18 protein-coding genes are annotated in these 16400 nt (G+C 47.3%); 5 read left to right on the top strand and 13 right to left on the bottom strand.

All coding sequences use genetic code 11. The annotated features are described in order from the left end of the window. Position 1 precedes the first annotated feature (1 nt). The 7 genes from ACUYLD_RS23955 to ACUYLD_RS23925 all read right to left on the bottom strand — a co-directional run bounded on the left by ACUYLD_RS23955 (position 2) and on the right by ACUYLD_RS23925 (position 6201). Entirely contained in the window at positions 2-808 is an 807-nt protein-coding gene (locus ACUYLD_RS23955) for an ABC transporter permease (RefSeq protein ID WP_061828871.1), read from the bottom strand. Further along, a complete protein-coding gene (locus tag ACUYLD_RS23950; RefSeq protein WP_446676140.1) occupies positions 798-1790 on the bottom strand; it encodes an ABC transporter ATP-binding protein in 993 nt (330 codons plus the stop codon). The genes ACUYLD_RS23955 and ACUYLD_RS23950 overlap by 11 nt, the downstream gene beginning before the upstream one ends. A gap of 71 nt (positions 1791-1861) precedes the next feature. Next, complete coding sequence (locus ACUYLD_RS23945; RefSeq protein ID WP_322160257.1) at positions 1862-2947, bottom strand: hypothetical protein; 1086 nt, start codon at positions 2945-2947, stop codon at positions 1862-1864. Between the two features lie 37 nt (positions 2948-2984). Next, complete coding sequence (locus ACUYLD_RS23940) at positions 2985-3230, bottom strand: acyl carrier protein (protein WP_013311710.1); 246 nt, start codon at positions 3228-3230, stop codon at positions 2985-2987. Positions 3231-3247: 17 nt separating this feature from the next. Then, a complete protein-coding gene (locus ACUYLD_RS23935; protein WP_250266565.1) occupies positions 3248-4624 on the bottom strand; it encodes a peptide ligase PGM1-related protein in 1377 nt (458 codons plus the stop codon). A 55-nt stretch (positions 4625-4679) separates the two neighbouring features. After that, the gene (locus tag ACUYLD_RS23930; protein WP_061828875.1) at positions 4680-5873 is read right to left on the bottom strand and encodes a radical SAM/SPASM domain-containing protein; all 1194 of its coding nucleotides are present in this window, start codon (positions 5871-5873) and stop codon (positions 4680-4682) included. A 49-nt stretch (positions 5874-5922) separates the two neighbouring features. Continuing rightward, positions 5923-6201 carry an acyl carrier protein gene (locus tag ACUYLD_RS23925; protein ID WP_446676139.1) on the bottom strand — a complete coding sequence of 93 codons (279 nt, stop codon included), beginning with the start codon at positions 6199-6201 and terminating at the stop codon, positions 5923-5925. 357 nt (positions 6202-6558) lie between these two features. On the opposite strand from ACUYLD_RS23925, the gene ACUYLD_RS23920 reads away from it, so the two are divergent. Genes ACUYLD_RS23920 through nagA form a run of 3 tightly spaced genes read left to right on the top strand, consistent with a single transcriptional unit; the run spans position 6559 to position 9372 of the window. After that, positions 6559-7425, top strand: a complete 867-nt coding sequence (locus ACUYLD_RS23920) for a MurR/RpiR family transcriptional regulator (protein WP_446676138.1) — start codon at positions 6559-6561, stop codon at positions 7423-7425. Position 7426: 1 nt separating this feature from the next. Beyond that, positions 7427-8155, top strand: coding sequence for a glucosamine-6-phosphate deaminase (nagB, locus tag ACUYLD_RS23915; RefSeq protein WP_446676137.1), 729 nt, complete (start codon positions 7427-7429; stop codon positions 8153-8155). Continuing rightward, positions 8152-9372 (top strand): N-acetylglucosamine-6-phosphate deacetylase, encoded by a 1221-nt coding sequence (nagA, locus tag ACUYLD_RS23910; RefSeq protein ID WP_254329181.1) that lies wholly within the window; start codon positions 8152-8154, stop codon positions 9370-9372. The genes nagB and nagA overlap by 4 nt, the downstream gene beginning before the upstream one ends. Before the next feature lie 105 nt (positions 9373-9477). Here nagA and ACUYLD_RS23905 read toward each other — a convergent pair whose 3' ends face one another. Then, positions 9478-10455 (bottom strand): YhcN/YlaJ family sporulation lipoprotein, encoded by a 978-nt coding sequence (locus ACUYLD_RS23905; protein WP_250266567.1) that lies wholly within the window; start codon positions 10453-10455, stop codon positions 9478-9480. 195 nt (positions 10456-10650) lie between these two features. On the opposite strand from ACUYLD_RS23905, the gene ACUYLD_RS23900 reads away from it, so the two are divergent. Then, positions 10651-12228 carry an esterase/lipase family protein gene (locus ACUYLD_RS23900; protein WP_446676136.1) on the top strand — a complete coding sequence of 526 codons (1578 nt, stop codon included), beginning with the start codon at positions 10651-10653 and terminating at the stop codon, positions 12226-12228. A 115-nt stretch (positions 12229-12343) separates the two neighbouring features. On the opposite strand, the gene ACUYLD_RS23895 is transcribed toward ACUYLD_RS23900, so the two are convergent. The 3 genes from ACUYLD_RS23895 to ACUYLD_RS23885 are packed head-to-tail and all read right to left on the bottom strand — an operon-like array spanning position 12344 to position 13605. After that, on the bottom strand, positions 12344-13009 hold the full coding sequence (locus ACUYLD_RS23895; RefSeq protein ID WP_250260517.1) for a hypothetical protein: 666 nt from the start codon (positions 13007-13009) through the stop codon (positions 12344-12346). 54 nt (positions 13010-13063) lie between these two features. Continuing rightward, positions 13064-13306 carry a helix-turn-helix domain-containing protein gene (locus ACUYLD_RS23890; protein WP_081330688.1) on the bottom strand — a complete coding sequence of 81 codons (243 nt, stop codon included), beginning with the start codon at positions 13304-13306 and terminating at the stop codon, positions 13064-13066. Further along, positions 13249-13605, bottom strand: a complete 357-nt coding sequence (locus ACUYLD_RS23885; protein ID WP_322173059.1) for a sigma-70 family RNA polymerase sigma factor — start codon at positions 13603-13605, stop codon at positions 13249-13251. Before ACUYLD_RS23885 ends, ACUYLD_RS23890 begins: the two co-directional genes overlap by 58 nt. Before the next feature lie 186 nt (positions 13606-13791). Here ACUYLD_RS23885 and ACUYLD_RS23880 point away from each other — a divergent pair, with 186 nt between their 5' ends. Beyond that, positions 13792-13995, top strand: a complete 204-nt coding sequence (locus tag ACUYLD_RS23880; RefSeq protein WP_322173061.1) for a hypothetical protein — start codon at positions 13792-13794, stop codon at positions 13993-13995. Positions 13996-14068: 73 nt separating this feature from the next. Here the strand turns inward: ACUYLD_RS23880 and ACUYLD_RS23875 are convergent, their stop codons facing one another. Together ACUYLD_RS23875 and ACUYLD_RS23870 are read right to left on the bottom strand one after the other, a co-directional pair. Then, positions 14069-15007: a DUF4340 domain-containing protein gene (locus tag ACUYLD_RS23875; protein WP_322173063.1), complete on the bottom strand. Its 939-nt coding sequence runs from the start codon at positions 15005-15007 to the stop codon at positions 14069-14071. Next, positions 15004-16395, bottom strand: a complete 1392-nt coding sequence (locus ACUYLD_RS23870; protein WP_254350195.1) for a GldG family protein — start codon at positions 16393-16395, stop codon at positions 15004-15006. Before ACUYLD_RS23870 ends, ACUYLD_RS23875 begins: the two co-directional genes overlap by 4 nt. Positions 16396-16400: the final 5 nt, after the last annotated feature.

Genomic DNA, 16400 nt, shown 5'->3' with positions numbered 1-16400 from the left:
GTTACCCCCCCACCGAGACAAAGCGTTTGACCCCGGCTTGCCACACCCAGCGTGATACGGCCGCCAGCACTACAATCCAGAGCCATTGCACGCCAATGCCTTTAGCGGCTTCCAGCAAAGTCAGCTTGCCCGTTAACGCATTCACCGGAAAAAATACGGTGTAGCTGAACGGCAGCAGACTGAACAGACGGGCCAAAACATCTCCAAAAATCGTCAGCGGAAACACGGTACCGCTAGCTACGTAAATGACAAGCGACAGCGTATAAAATAGCCCCGCCGATTCCGTCACCCAAAAGGCTATGCCGCTCAGCGCATAATAGACCACAAAATTAAGCACAAGCGCTCCCGGCAACGCCAATATGTAAAGCAAGATGTACGATAGCCCGAAGCTGATTTGTCCTTCCAGGCTAAGACATAACAGCAAAATAGCAGCCGCCAGCAGCACGACCGCGGACTGTATGACTTTGCCTCCGATAAACCGGCAAAAACGGTAAGCGAAATAATGCACAGGCTGTACCATGAATTTTGCCAGTCCACCTTCCTTGATATCTGTAGCAATTTCGTATTCAAAGCCCGTAGCAATCAGTTTCCCAGTTACTCCGGCCATGACCACATACACCAGCATTTCTGGCAGAGAATAGCCCAACACTCTTGCTTGTCCCGAAGAACCGAATACAGCTAGCCAGAGAAAAATTTGCGTCATGATCGGCAGCATAAATCCCGCCATTTGGAGCCAATAATTAGCCCGATACTCCATTTCGTTTTGCATGCCAAGCTGGAGTACCTTCACATATTTGTTATTTCGCATCGGCCAGCCTGCCCCCATCGTACAAATTGGCTATCCCCTCTTCCAGCGGGACGTCCTCAATCGTAAAATCAACGACAGGCAGTGCGTCCAAAATCTTTTTGGACCAAGCCAAGGTATCTTCTGCATCCAGTTCAAATACCGCCTCCAGCTCCGAGTTGGAGCGAAGTTTGCCGAGGCTCGCCAATGTTAGGTTGGATACGGGGATCTCCAGTCGAACCTTAAGTAATTTACGGGCACCGATGACCTCATTCACCTTGTGTAAGTCTCCGTCATAGACCAATCTGCCCCCGCTGATAATGATGGATCTACCGCACAAATCCTCAATATCCTTCATATAGTGGCTTGTCAGCAGGATGGTCGTCCGGTGCGTGCGGTTATAGGCTTTGAAAAACTCTCGAATCCGCCGCTGAGAAACAAGGTCCAGTCCGATAGTCGGCTCATCCAGCAAAATGACCCGTGGACGATGCAGCAGCGCGGCGATTAGTTCCATTTTCATACGCTCGCCGAGAGACAGCCGCCGAACCTGCACATGAAGCTGCTCCTCCACCCCAAGCAGGGTGACCAGTTCATCCAGCGCCTCTTTGTAACGGTTTTCATCAATTTCATAGATAAGCTTGTTCAGCTCGAATGACTCGCTTGCAGGCAAATCCCACCAGAGCTGGTTTTTCTGTCCCATTACAATGGAAAACTGACGTTTAAACTCTTTTTGTCGTTTCCACGGGGTAAAGCCGAGTACTGATGCCTCCCCGTCCGTGGGATGGAGAATGCCAGACAGCATTTTGAGCGTCGTTGTTTTGCCCGCTCCATTTGGACCGAGAAATCCGACAATTTCGCCTTCCTCAATGCTAAAGCTGACATTTTGTACAGCCTCTTTGGTCAGCTGCTGACGCCTGAACAAGTTTTGTAACGATTTGCGCACGCCCGGCTCCTTTTTGTAGTACGTAAATGTTTTCGACAATTGGTTTAATGTAATGGACGGCAATCAATTCCCCTCCTCTTTCCTCTGCGCGTAACCCCTGGATGAACGTGCCTGATAAGGCCGAGTGCTCTGGACTACTCGGCTGCTTGCTCTGCTAAAATCATCAGTTCCTCCAGCATATGCCGCTGTCTTTCAATTAAATGCAAAGCTCGTTCCGTAATCTCAGGCATCCGATGCTTGCGCAGTTGAAGCCCTGTTTTGTAAATATGCAGATTAAGCTTGTGCCAATCCGCGTACAGCCCCTGTGCCAATTCAATTACATGCTGTGTTTGTGGCCCCAGCGTGGCTTGATGCAGCAGGCAATAATCAGCTGTATAATCCGTCAAATGAAGGGCACTGCCCAATCGCAGATTGTAATAGATTTCATGACAGTACGTCCGAAAATCCTGATCCTCCATGTCTGCCAACAGACGGAAGTCACCGACAAATGCCCGGTACCCCTCATCTCCCCGCTTGACCTGTTTGCCTGTTACAGCTTTCCCCGTTTGATTTTCCGACTCATTAGACGTAGGTACGCCTCTCCAGATGGCTTCGTGTCCAGTCAAATACTGTCGAATATGATGAGCACACGCAGCATGCATCTCACTTGGCGAAAGCGGGGTAGGCTGCTCCACCAGCCATGCATACTCAATAATGCCCTGCATCAGATCGTCGAGCCGAGCTGAGCCCACATAAGTCATGGCATGTCCCGAGGAATCGAGCAGAAAGCTATCATTCACCTGTGCTGTACGTTCTTGCAAGTCCAACCCGCACAACTCAATCACGTGGCCCCTTGGGTAATTTTTCACATATACATCGTGATAGGTTAAAGCGGTGCTCGACGTATGCAGCATGGTACCGTAGCCCGATGTGAGTACCCGCAACAGGTCGGTTTCATCGCTGACACCTGCGACCCACGGTTCCACCCGAATAACAGGTCCGCCACTAGCTGCCATTTCTTGAAGCTGCTCTGGATATTTCTCAGGTCCGAAGCGCTTCAAATCTCCACCATACTCTGCGCACATACTCCCACACAGCATGAATAGCTCGGATTCGGCCATGGTCACCCCGTACCTCCGCAACGAGGTACGCAGGGAAGAATATACACAATGTTTCCCTGGAAGAGCGTTTGCCACTTCTTCTGCACCATAGTCCACAACGGAATCATGACGAGTCTTCATATCGGATTCCTGCATAGACCTTGTCTTTTCAGCGCCCTTATGCATATTTGCTCAGCAGACGCTCAATGCCTTGCAGTGTAGATAGATGCTCCAGCACTAGATCGTCGTCCTCCATCGTAATATCAAGCTCATTTTCCAACTCTACAATTAATTCCACAGCGGATAAGGAATTCAGCCCCAAGGTTCGCAGATCCTGATCCGGAGTCAACTGTTCCAGCTCTCCCGGAGCCAGCTTCAAAACCTTTTCCAGCAAGGGTACTACATGGTATACATCTGTTTTCATTTTTGATTCCCTCCCATTTATGAGCATCCTAATCCAGCAATGATACCTTCCAATTTGTGCGCATAAGCATCAGCTTCCTGCCAGCTGTCTGCCAAAATAAGTGTGAAAATCCGGTTCACATAGCCCCGCTTCACAGGAATACCAGACAATGTACCCGCCGTATATACAAACACCCCTTCTGGACGTTCGGGCGTATAGAGCAAGCCCTCCTCTGCGAGCAGCCCGCACAAGCGGCTGTAAGTGAGAGGCGTAGCGGTAACGTTGCGGTAATAACGGGATAATGTTTTATGCTGTTCTCCCAGGACGGATGACAGGAATGAAATATAGGTAGACAACGTAAACCTACCGTTAATCTCAATGACTGGAACCAGCAAACCTTCTTCGTCAACAAAACCGTCAATAGAGGCCATTCCTGTGTACCCAATGGAATAGAGATACGTACCCAGCTGGTAGGCGCAACGTCTCACTTCTTCCTCCAGCGCATCGCCAATCTCAGCCGGCACTTGAGATCCGATATATACGGTGCCATCCACGTTTTGTCTTTTTAGCGAAAACATCGTCACACCACCGCCCTCGTCAATGCAGAGCTGGTAGTTCAGATCCATCTGCTTATTGTGCCAGCGCTCCACCAGCCAGCCGCCGGAAGATGGCGACGAGCCGCCAAAGCGCCTCATCACACTCAGCAGCGTGTCCAGCTTGGACAGCTCGTCCAGCATATACATGCCTTGTCCCGAGGCACCGTGCGGCTGCTTGATAATCAGCTTCACAGGTCCATCCGATAAGTCAGCCAGTCTGGCACACTCCCTGCGGATCGCCGATTCGTCTGCACATACAGCGCCTTCGCTGACAGCAAAACCAAGCTTTTGCGCGGTCAGGCGGCTGAATATTTTATCATTCACCTGAGCACTGACCGCGGATGGAGCGCCGATCAGCTCCAGCCCGCAAAGCTCCGCGATCGCTTCCTCCTGCGGTGTGACCGCATAGGGGACGAGCCACGCTTTGGCTCCGCCGCTGCTGTGGCCTGCATCTGCAACCGTACGCAGTCGTGCCAAAAGCGCCTCATCCGCCAGCACCAGCTCTGAAATCGGCGTTAGCGGATCAGAAGGCTCCGGCACCTCAATACGCGGCAGGCTAAAGCCCAACCGTTGAAGCATGTCCAGAAACGCCTCATCCGGCTGTTCCCGAAGTACAATGACATCCTGACTTCGACATAGCAGGAGATTCATTTCCTCCATCCGGTTTACGACTTGCTGTTCATCCCGGTCTACCATGCCCCCCTTGCGGGGGGATGGATGCCACACTTGCTCTGCGCCGATATTAAACAGCCAAATCAGGACTCCATGGTCTCGTTCATGCGCAAGCGCTTCCACAAGGTTAATAGTTTTAGTCGTCACGTCTTGTCATCATCCCTCTCTCTTCCATCCAGTAACAAACAACATCCATAGAAAACTAAATGTACTTCAGAGAGCCTGCCCCATGCAGATACAATACGCTGCATTTGGAGCACACCGGAGTCAATCCTTCATGATTAATCTTTTGACGAGTTTTCTCATACGCATCCGAGTTCCATATCTCCTTCAGACTGTGCTCACGCATGCTTCCAATCGTGAATTCACTGAAAAATTTGCAAGGCATGACCTTCCCGTCTGGTAAAATATCTGTTCTGGAGGTGAGCGCCAAACAATGATTGGAACAACGACTGACCATTTCCTCGCCATGGATAAATTTATCAATTTCCTCATAATCCAAACCGGGCTGATAGCGCACGCGAATGTTCCATACTCGCTCATTGATCCGCTGTAGTTCCTGCATCAGAGGATCGATGTTATCCGGGTTGATTTTATATTTGAAAGCATGCCAGCTACTAATATTTTTTTCTTCAAGTTGTCGGAGCCAGGAGAAATTACGTGTAAAATATTCATCCATTTTGAGGGAGGTTTCTTTGGAAATGTACCAGGGGAACGTCAGCAGCACCAGATCCAGCCTTTTGTCCTCCAGCATTTGCAGAAATTCGTACATCCGTCCGATCATGTTATCGTTAATGACCGCATGGACAGTTACCCGTCCCTTGTACAATCCCTGGTCGCGCAGTTCAATCAGCTTATCCATCTGCCGCATTGTTTTTTGAAAAGTGCCTTTACCGCGGATTAAATCGTGTTCTCTTTCAAAACCTTCAATCGCTATTAATAACTCCAGATTTTCGGACAAATCCAAAATCCGGTCCAAATATTTATCAATAAGTAACCCATTTGTACAAAAGGTCATTTCGCGCCGATCTTCCGCCAGCACGTCCAAAATTTCATCAAAACGTCGATGAAACATCGGTTCGCCGCCCCACATGTACAGTCTGGACTTGGCTTCCTTGGTTTCGCTCAAAATTTGCCGGAGCATGTCCGGAGCAAGATCCATGTTTTGTTCTTCTTTATCCATTTGGTGATGGTAGCCTTCCTCGTTCCATTCAAAGCAGTGTGTACATCTCAGGTTGCAGCGGTTAGTCAGCTTAATGCCGATCGTCTGGGGCATGTCCGTTTTGAAAGTAGGGTCCTGTGTGGCGTTACGGTAAGATACAGAAGCGTTTTTCAGGTTACGCTTGATGAGCTTGAACGCTTTCTCATCAATCAGCACATTGCTTTTGGGCTGCATGCTAACACCTCGTTTAATGGATTTTCAGGCACATGTACCTAGCTGTACGTCAGACCGTCTCCATTCCCTCCAGATGCGGCGCTTGTTCCGCATCGCTGATCCCCTGAATGTAGCTGCAAAACGCATCTACCGAGCTCAAATGCTCTAGCTCAAAGGAATCAAAATCAATCTCCACATCAAACGCATCCTCCACTTGCAGCATGAAATGAACCAACTGCAACGAATCCAGTCCCGCATCATGAATAATGTCCGAATGTCCATCCAGCTTAGCGACCAGTTGAGGATCTTCCTTAACCGCGCTGATCATTTCAATCACTTGGCTTTGCATAGCAAACTCCTCCTTGTGAATGAGATTCTGTTCGTTCCACCCAACGATGCCCTCTGCAAAGAAAGCTCCTAGAAAAATTCCTCCACTGGAACTTTATTCAATTATACTCCTCCAATGAAGAGACAAGTCAATAGGTTGTTTTGTAAGTAAAACTCGCAATATGTAAATTAATGTATGATAACTTCTACAATTTTCGCTGGCTATTTTTTCGCAAAATCTAATAAAAATTCTTCTCACATCTCTTGCATGAGCAGCAGAGTTATTTTACAATACACATGAAAATGTTTTTCTTTATATTATCCTTATTTACGATACTTATTTTCATACAAACACTCTACAGCCAAAGGAGCACAGCTCATGTCCCCCATTCTTCATACATTAGTCCATAGACTGGAGCAGCTGCCCGTACAGGAGCGCAAGCTAGCGGAATCCATCCTGCAATCCCCGGAAGATGTGTTGCATCTGGGTATTCGGGAGCTGTCAGAGCGTTGTGGTGTAAGTGCGGCGACCGTTACGCGGTTTTGCAAATCACTACATTTTAAAGGCTATCCCGATTTCAAAATGAAGCTGGCCGCCGAGTTGTCTCATTCCAACCGTAATGGTGAAGAATCCTATCAGGATATTGTCGCCGGAAATTCACTTTCCCGAATCGTGCAGGCTATTCAGGCGAACCATACCGCATCCATTGCAGACACGACCCGACTGCTGGATTTCGACAAGCTGGAGCAGGCCATTGCATGGCTGTCAGCCACGAGCCGCATTGATCTTTATGGCATGGCGACATCGTCGATTGTGGCCCAGGATTTTTACCAGAAGCTCATCCGTATTGGCAAGAACAGCACTGCCTTTGCAGATTCCCATATGCAGATCACCTCTGCCTCCTCGCTCGGAGCGGAAGATGTCGCCTTTGCCGTCTCTTATTCAGGGGAAACTCAGGAGACCATTGCGGCTCTACGCTGTGCAAAGGAACAGGGGGCCAAGACACTATCCCTAACCTCCTTCGGAAACAATACGCTGGCAGGCCTTGCGGATATTGCGCTATTTTCCTCTTCATTGGAGGAAGGAATGCGACGTGGGGATATGGCCTCTCGCATCGCCCAGCTTCATATTATAGATATTCTGTTTACAGGTATGGTGAGCGCGGATTTTGACAAATATATTCCAAGATTGGAAGGTTCATATCAACAAGTGAGCAAGCTCAAAAAACAACCAGGGGGTCACTAAGATGAACATACGCATTTTGAACAGCCGTGAAGACCTGAACGCTACTGCCGCCGCTGTGATCGCTAGCTTGCTGCTATCCAAACCACAGGCCATGCTTGGCCTGGCCACCGGTAGTACGCCGATTGGCATTTACCAACATCTTGCAGATATGTACCGCAAGGAACAGGTCAGTTTTGCACGCGCCTATTCCGTGAATCTTGATGAATATGTTGGTCTTCCCCCAGAACATCCGCAGAGCTATCGAAGCTTTATGAATGAGCACTTGTTCCAGCATATCGACATTCCCATATCCCATACACATGTTCCTGACGGGAATGCAGTAGATCTGGCAGCAGAATGTGCAGCGCACGAGCAGGCTATTCTGGATCATGGCCCCGTGGATCTGCAGTTGCTTGGCATTGGTCATAATGGGCATATCGGCTTTAACGAACCCGGTCACAGCTTGGCTGGAGCCACACATGTTGTAGATTTGAAAGAAAGTACGCGCTCGGCGAATGCTCGATTTTTTGGCGAAATAGATGCTGTACCCAGGCAAGCAGTTACGATGGGGGTAGGCACGATTCTTAAGGCGAAGCAAATTATACTGGTGGCTTTTGGTGCGGATAAGGCCGACATTATAAAGCAGGCTTTAACTGGACCTGTCACGACTGAGTGTCCGGCTTCTTTGCTGCAATGTCACCCCAACGTACTTATTTTACTGGATCAGAAAGCGGGAGGATGGTTCAATTGAAGTCAGATGAAATGAGTGGTAACGTACCCCAGCTACTGTATGGGCAAGTTGTCGTTGGAAATGACATCATTGAAAAAGGGGTTGTCGTCATTGAGGGGCAGTCCATTGTTTATGCTGGTTCCGAGGGAAATTTGCCCGCCGATTGGACATCGGTAGTCTTGGCAAATCAGGAAGAAAGTGCAGCGAGAGCGGTAAAAATTGTGCGTCTGGAAGGAGGCTATCTGCTACCAGGCTTTATTGATATTCATGTTCACGGCGGTAACGGTGAGGACTTTATGGACTCCAGTCCAAAGGTGCTGGATACGATCACCTCCTTTCACGGTTCACAAGGAACGACGGCCATGCTGGCTACCACCATGACCGCGCCCAAGGAACAGATTGACCGAGTATTGAGTGAAGTTCACGCTTATATGGCACTACCTATGCCCTATGCTCAGTTGGAGGGCGTACATCTAGAAGGGCCGTTCATCAGTCCGAACTGGCCGGGAGCGCAAAACCCGGAACATATCGTGCCACCGAATCTCTCATGGGTGGCAGAATGGGAGCAACGCTATCCAGGCCTTGTTCGCCAGCTCACGCTTGCGCCCGAACGGGAAGGAGCGCTGGAACTGATTGCATGGCTTTGCAGCCATGGCATTACCGCGGCTCTCGGTCATACAGATGCTACGTATGAAGAGGTTGAACAGGCAGCGACGGCGGGACTGAACCATGCGGTGCATGCGTTTAATGCTATGACTCCGCTGCATCATCGCAAGCCGGGAGCCGCCGGAGCCGTACTTGCTGATCCGCGCATTGAAGCAGAAATCATCGCGGACGGCATTCATGTGCATCCCGCCGCCATTTCCCTGCTCGCTAGGTTAAAGCAGGATCATAATCTCATTCTCATCACAGATGCCATGTCTGCTACTGGTCTGGAAGACGGGAAATATACGCTCGGCGATTTGCCGGTGATCGTGCAGGGCGGTGTAGCACGACTGGAGGATGGGGTCACTTTGGCAGGAAGCACACTAACGATGATTGAAGGCTTCCGCTATTTGGTTCAACATGTGGGTATGAGTATTCCCGCGGCATCACAAATGGCCAGCCTGAATCCGGCTCGATCCTTGCACATTGCTGATCGTACAGGTTCGCTTGAAGCAGGTAAACAAGCAGATATCCTGTTACTGGATGGAGACTTAAAGCTGCAAGGCGTATGGATTAAAGGATTGCGCAAATAATTCAGTTATAGTTATCATTCCCCAAAACTAAAGAGCTATCCACCAGCGTATTCGCTGAGATGGATAGCTCTTTCTTTGGCATTGCACACACTTATAGGGTTTGAATTAGCGATGATTCATCGGCGCGGGCGTATGATTTTGTGGACGTGTGGGTGCTGTATTTTCCATTGGACGGTTTGTATCAGCCGCCGAGGTCGGGAATACACGTTCAATCACATCCACCATTTCATTGCTCAAGCCTCTAATCGGATGACCATTTTGCACACTGTGTGTAAAGTCAGTGGCTTGTTTGACAAAATCCGGGTTAGCGGATACATGTACCTGTTCAATCGAAGGTGCAAATTGCTTAACTTTATTCGCGATACGGCTCTTGACTGCATCACTTGGTTCATATGCAGTTCTTGCTCCCTCGATTGTGGTGTTTCCGTTATCTCCGCGATTGTTGTCCGTCAAGCCACGCAACATACCGTACGAGCCTGTACCCATCGTACCGAATAAACCGTCATCACGACGCGCTGGCGTTCCATTCCCGGTAACTCCATTTCCGGCAACTCCATTGTCTGTCATTCCAGGCGTCGTAGTATCTGTAGTACGGTTTCCTCTAGTGCCATTAACGCCATTCACACTCGGTACATTACCGTTACGTCCAATACTATTAGCACCTGGAGTACCGTCAATACTTGGAGCACCGACACCTGTTTCGTTGGCTTGGTCTTTCAAGGAAACGGCTACATAGGCATGTCGTTCACCGACCAGCACTGTCGCAGACTTTACATCCGGCATCTCAGATATACGTTTGGACAAACTGCGATCGACTTGCAGATTACGGACTGGATGTCCGGTTCGGTTGCCATTTTCATTCAATGACATCCCGTCCATACCATTGGACTTAACCCCATAACGATTCACACCATCCATACCATTACGGTTCACACCATCCATATGATGTGTGCTTTGCGCGTTATAGCGTGTACTGTTCGTACGAACGTTATGATCGGCATTTCCGCACCCGGTCAAAGCAGCCATACTGGCGAGTAAAGCAGCAGAAATCGTAAAACTGATGACCTTCTTAGTTCCTGGCATGAACTCATCCTCCATACATTATAAAATGTGTGACGAGATTATCATGCGCTATGAATCATAGGGATATCCTGACTAAAAAATGACTAAAAAAATAAAATTTTAATGTAAATATGAAATACAATTGATGATTTACCACAAGATGGCATGTATAATAAGCTTGAAAAATACTTTATTTTACAAAGGAGGATTTTCAATTTGAAAAAGATCACTGTTTTGATGCTCATTTTTATGTTATCCGTTACTCTTGTACCCGTCGGCGCTTTTGCAGGCTCCACTACCCCCCAACCCCCGAAAGATCCCGCCGGAAGTTGGGCAGAAGGCCCACCACCTAATCGCGTTGATCCTGCCAAACCTGCATTATTATTCGTACATGGTTTGAACAGTAGCGCTGAAGTCTGGACCAAAAATAATAACGACATGCTTCATCGCGCACGTGACGCCGGATACCAGACGGCCACCATTAATCTGTACGATACAAATGGTACATCCCAGGATATGTGGGACAATGGTAAGCTTTTAGCCGACAAAATCAAGGTCATCAGTAATCACTTTGGAAAAAAGCTCATTGTCATCGCCCACAGCAAAGGTGGAGTGGATACTCAAACCGCTCTCGTATATAACGGAGCTGCTCCTTATGTTCAACGTGTCATCACCCTCAGCAGTCCCCATCATGGCTCACAACTTGCAGATCTCGCCTACAGCAGCTGGGCCGGATGGCTGGCAGACATCGTTGGCTCACAAAATCCCGGTACCTCCACTTTACAAACATCTTATATGAAGTATTTCCGATCCAAGACCGATGCACTCAGCAACGCAACTACAATTCCATTCTTCACGTTTGCTGGTGATAACTGGTCTGACGGCACTGCTTCCTACATACTCGGCGGACTTTACCTCTCAACCTTTGGTAAAAATGATGGGGTGGTCACAGTCGACAACTCTAAGCTCCCCGGCGGACGTGTAGTTAAAATCGGATCTTGGGATCATGCCAAGGTTCGTACCGGTTCTTACGTCTTCTCCCTGATTCAACCCTACCTCCAAGCGAACACTCCAGCATTGAATCGGGAAACTGAAGCACTTTCAGCATCTTCCCTGACTGCTTCTGCTGTACAATCCACCTATAACGAGATCGATAATTCATACTTTATCCGAGGCGGCGATTATAATGGAAAAGCCTCAGAAACCCTCACTGTTGAAAATGGTGTCAAATCCATTGATCTGGACTGGATCAGCGATAAACGTGTGAGTAAGCTGGAACTAACCAAGCCTGACGGTACCAGTGAAATTATTAATCTGAAAGCAGGCTATGATGACGATATTTTTGCTGGTGCCTGGCATCATAACGCCGTCATTCAAAATCCAAAACCGGGCACCTATAAACTGAACGTCACGGTTCCTGATCAAGGAGCATATCTTCTGATTGCACGTTACCAGGCTGTTCAAGTTCCTGAGCTGAAATACAATCTGAATGCAGTGGGCCCGAAGCTAAACCTGAAACCACAGGATTCCCCGGACAGCGTTACACAAGTCACCTACCATGTTCAATATTATGGTGATCCGCAGCAAGGAGTCACTTCTGCCTCCAAAGGTTTGACGGTACAGCAAAAAACCGTGAACCCTACCGGGCAAATAGAGCTATCCAAAGCGGACAAGCCCGGCATCTATTCTGTAACCTATGAAATTAGCGGCACCACAGAGGCAGGTTATCCGTACCGGCGCACAGCTGTTCAATCCATCTATATTGATGCTGACGGCAATAAGTATGTTGACTAAATAAATCTACAACCTAAAAAGCCTGCGAACCCCTACATATATGGGGCGTTTGCAGGCTATTATTCATTACAAAACTTCTTGATAGTGGTAATACTTTGTAATCCCATTCTTGTGTTCAATCGGTTGTTTGATTCTGATTCCTCAGCTTATGAAGCCAATAGTAGCGGTGTAAATCCATAATAAAATGGAAAAGAACAAATGCCAGCATGGAGTATACACTGATCAATACTGTGGCAACTAATTGTTGTGTAGCAAATCCGAGGGAAACATTAGCTATCAGATAACCAGCCCCAGTAAATGTGGTGATCGTCACTACAGGCGCTCTCTTGTTTTTTTCCTTAACTTTTGGTTTCTTCTTATGTTCTGAAGGATCTTTGAATTTCGCCAAATTATATTTTATAAAGGAATACAAGGCGACTCCATAAAGGGCAAAGGAACCTATAAAATACCATGAAGTATCCAGACCCAACATGCCATAAGCAAACTTTTGTGTCATGATCATGAAGCCTATAGAACAAATCAAACCAAATACACCACGGAATAAAATGTAATTCAACTGCAATTTGCGTGGCATGATGACCAGTACTAGAGCCCAAATGTTTATCATAACAATCGGTGGCAACAGTACATAAACGTAAACTGCAATGTATGGATTTCCCACTAAGGGGATAACCAGAAACAGATCTAACAGTAATAAAACAAGAATGATGACATTGGAACGAATACTGTTGACTGGGTACATCTTCATACTTTTCTCAAAAGAAGCCCTGTTATCACTCATAAACTTATAAGCCCTCCGTTAAATAAGTAAACCTACGGATAAGGATAGCCAAGGCTATATCCATTGTCCACTTTTTACTGTCTTTAACTCTTGTCGCAGTTCTTCTATAAAATCAGTCACAATGCTTTGGACAGCATCTTCACGGGACATACGAATATACCGACTGGTCTTTTGAATGTCTTCCTCGAACAATTGAAGTATCCTATACATGGCCTCCTGATCTCCACTTCGTACTAATTTTAGCAATTGGACGAACTCAGCATCCGAAATAACTCTTTGAGCATTTTCTTTTTCCATTTATTCACCGCCTGTTGGGATAGCTTTAACTCTTTTGCAATCTGTGCTTCGGTTTTGTCTAGTATGTAAAGGTCAAAGATGATCATTTTTCCGATCTCAGAAGATAGAGAGTTGATAAGCTGTAATGTGTACATATTAGAGTTTGAAGATTCTGTAAAAGATGGGGCGCTGACGGATTCGTTCTTTTCCATTACAAATTCATGATTGGTTTGTACCCGAGCACGATACTGGATTCTCCAGGCAATGCGGTACAGCTTCTTTCGATATTGTTCTACCAATGTTAGCTGAGACTGATCCATTGTAAATCACCCTTTCTCTTTGGATTTGACTTTTTCTAATCCTCATACTATAGGGTAATTTTCAAACCTATTTTACAACCAAAATCAGAACACTTGTTCTTATTTATTATACTATTTTTACAATCAGTTGTATATGGTTCTTTTAATTTACCTTCCTTTATATATGGCTAAAAAGGAGGGAATACATTGCAAATGGATGATGCTCTTTCTCTGATTACCAACGTAGGCTTTCCGGCTGGACTTTGTTTTATTTTGTTGCGGCACATCCTGCACACGATGGAGGAAAAGCTGGACAAGCTGGATCTCTCACTTCATGAGCTGATTCAGGTTATCCAAGAATTAAACGACACTAACAATTCTTCTTCCAAAAGCAGCAAACCTGACGAGTAACGAACACAAAGAAGCTCCAGACGACGATCATCCGCCGTTGGAGCCTCTTTGTGCGTTAATTTAATTCTAATGATTATTTTCCAGTCTGAGCTTGGTCGTGTCCATTCTGTTCAGCACGGTTCACGTCAGATACTGACAGACCATAAGCCCAGTTACTTTGTGGCGGTACAATCCATACGGTATCTGGATCATCGTTAAGCGTCCAGCCCTGATAAACCAGCTGGGAATCATCCTTACCCAGCGATATGCTCAGCGTAAAGCGGTGAACAGGCTTGTTCAGCTCAGAGGCTTTGCGCAAGGCCTGACTGCTGGCCAGGTTTTTGATTTGCTGTGAGAGGGAAGTCGCCGTGTCACTGGCTACTGACTTTCCGTTCAGCGTCCAAGATGTGGAAGCACTGTCTCCGGTTCCGCTGTTACCGGAGGATTTGAGCATCCATGAAGCATTTTGGCCTTCCCACTCTATTCCGCTCAGCTTGGTATCGTCCCAATCGAACGGCGTTGTATCTATAAAATCATCAGCACCCAGCAACAACCCTGAAAGTGTATCTATAGGTACAGAAGCTATCTCTTTTTTGTCTGATAATACATAAACAGCATCTCCGGAAGGCAACGTTTCACCGAAGGCAAAGGTACGAACGTCACCCTTCTTGGTCTTAATCTCAATCTGATCATTGGTAGCGCTGATCCCATATTTGGCTACGTCTGTAGGAGAAGATTCCACCACTTCACCCAACTTTACATTTTGAATCGCCGCTAGCCAATTGTCTATTGTATATTGGTTTAATGGGTAAGTCCGTGGCTTGCTCATACTCCATTGACCATCATGTTGTTCAAGTTCCACCGACTTGCCGTCCTTTCCAGTGATCGCGAAAGACGTAATATCCCCTTGCGTAAGCTGAACCAGCTGGCGAGCCGCCGGCGCTTGTTCACGAAAGAAGTTTTGGCTCTTTGCATAGATTATACCCGCTCCCAATACAACTAACAGTAGCACTGTGGGTATCCATTTTCTCATGCTCTTCTTCGCCTCCACCATAATAAGATTCCGATGACCGCGAACAGCAACGGCAATCCGATGACAGATATGGTCAATATCGTTTTCGCTTGTGCAGGAGTCAAGTAAGCTACCTTATAATCCTGCTCCTGACGAGGACGAATGGTGAGCCCATCAGAGTGTTCCTGCACATAATTCAGACTGTTCAGCACAAAGTCTCGATTGCCTCCTGTGCTGATCTCAGTGTCGCTTAAGAGGGCCGACGTTCCGAGAATAACGGCTTTGGGCTTGCCGTCTTTCCCTTCTACCGCATAACCGAGATTCAGCGGCCCCTGCGGGTCCTTGTCATCCTTCTGCGTTTCGTTGTTCAGCAGTCCTTGGATATTCGTTTCACCATAGCTGGCTGCAGAAGATTTCATCAAAAGCGTCGTCTTCCAATCCTTCTGCTCTCCTGCCTGCAAAGCAATAGACAGTGAAAGAACCGGGTACAGATTGGAAGCCGCCAACTTATCGGTGATCGCATGACTGCCGAAGGTAGGAACCGTCCATAGAGGTCCAAGTGTATTCGTCTGTTCCTGATCCACCACGATGGCATGAGTGTCCTTCACTCCATAATCAGCTGCTAATGCATCAAGGTTTTTCCAATCGGACCCCATGTTCGGGTGAAAGCCTAGTGCCATAAAAAGCTTTCCTCCATCATTCAGATACGTACGAATACTCTTCAGTTCCGTTGCACTGATATCACGTTCTGGTCCGACAATAGCCAATACAGACGCATCTTTGGGCACGCTACCCGCCTGATTAAGCTGAACTTCCTCTGTTTTCACATTATCTTGTGACAGTGAGCTGCTTAATTCAGTCATTTGGGACAATGGGATTTCCTCATGTCCAGTTAGAAAGACCACTTTCCCTTGACGGGTAGATGATAATCCCAGCAGTCCACTAGTCAGCTTTTCTTCCCCGGTAAATTGGTATGCTCCTTCACCACTCCCCTGAGCTTGCGTAAATAGACTCCCAATATCTATAACCCGCTTCTTCTCCCCCTGCACCAACACAATAGATGCTGAAGTAACACCATATTGCTTGGCCAGTATCGGTTCCTGATTCAGATCGTATTGTTCGACCTTAAGCTTGTTGTTACGCTTGGCATATTCATTCAGCATGTCCGTAACATCCCGGTTCAGCTTCTGATTTTGTGAAGTAGATACGGTAAAAGCAATGAGCCGTACGTCTTCCTTTACACCTTGGATGGTCGTCAACGTTTGGTCAGACAGCGTATACTGCTTGCCTGCCGTCAGATCCAGTTGAAAGCCACCCAAAGACCGCAGAAATAGCGTCAATAAAATAAAAATACCTACAGCAGCAACTGATAGTACCACACTATTGGTATGACCCAACCATTTTTTCATATTCA

Source organism: Paenibacillus sp. SER-28 (genome assembly GCF_052906305.1).
The sequence above is the reverse complement of the archived record's forward strand: the minus strand, read 5'-3'. Positions and strand labels throughout refer to the sequence as shown.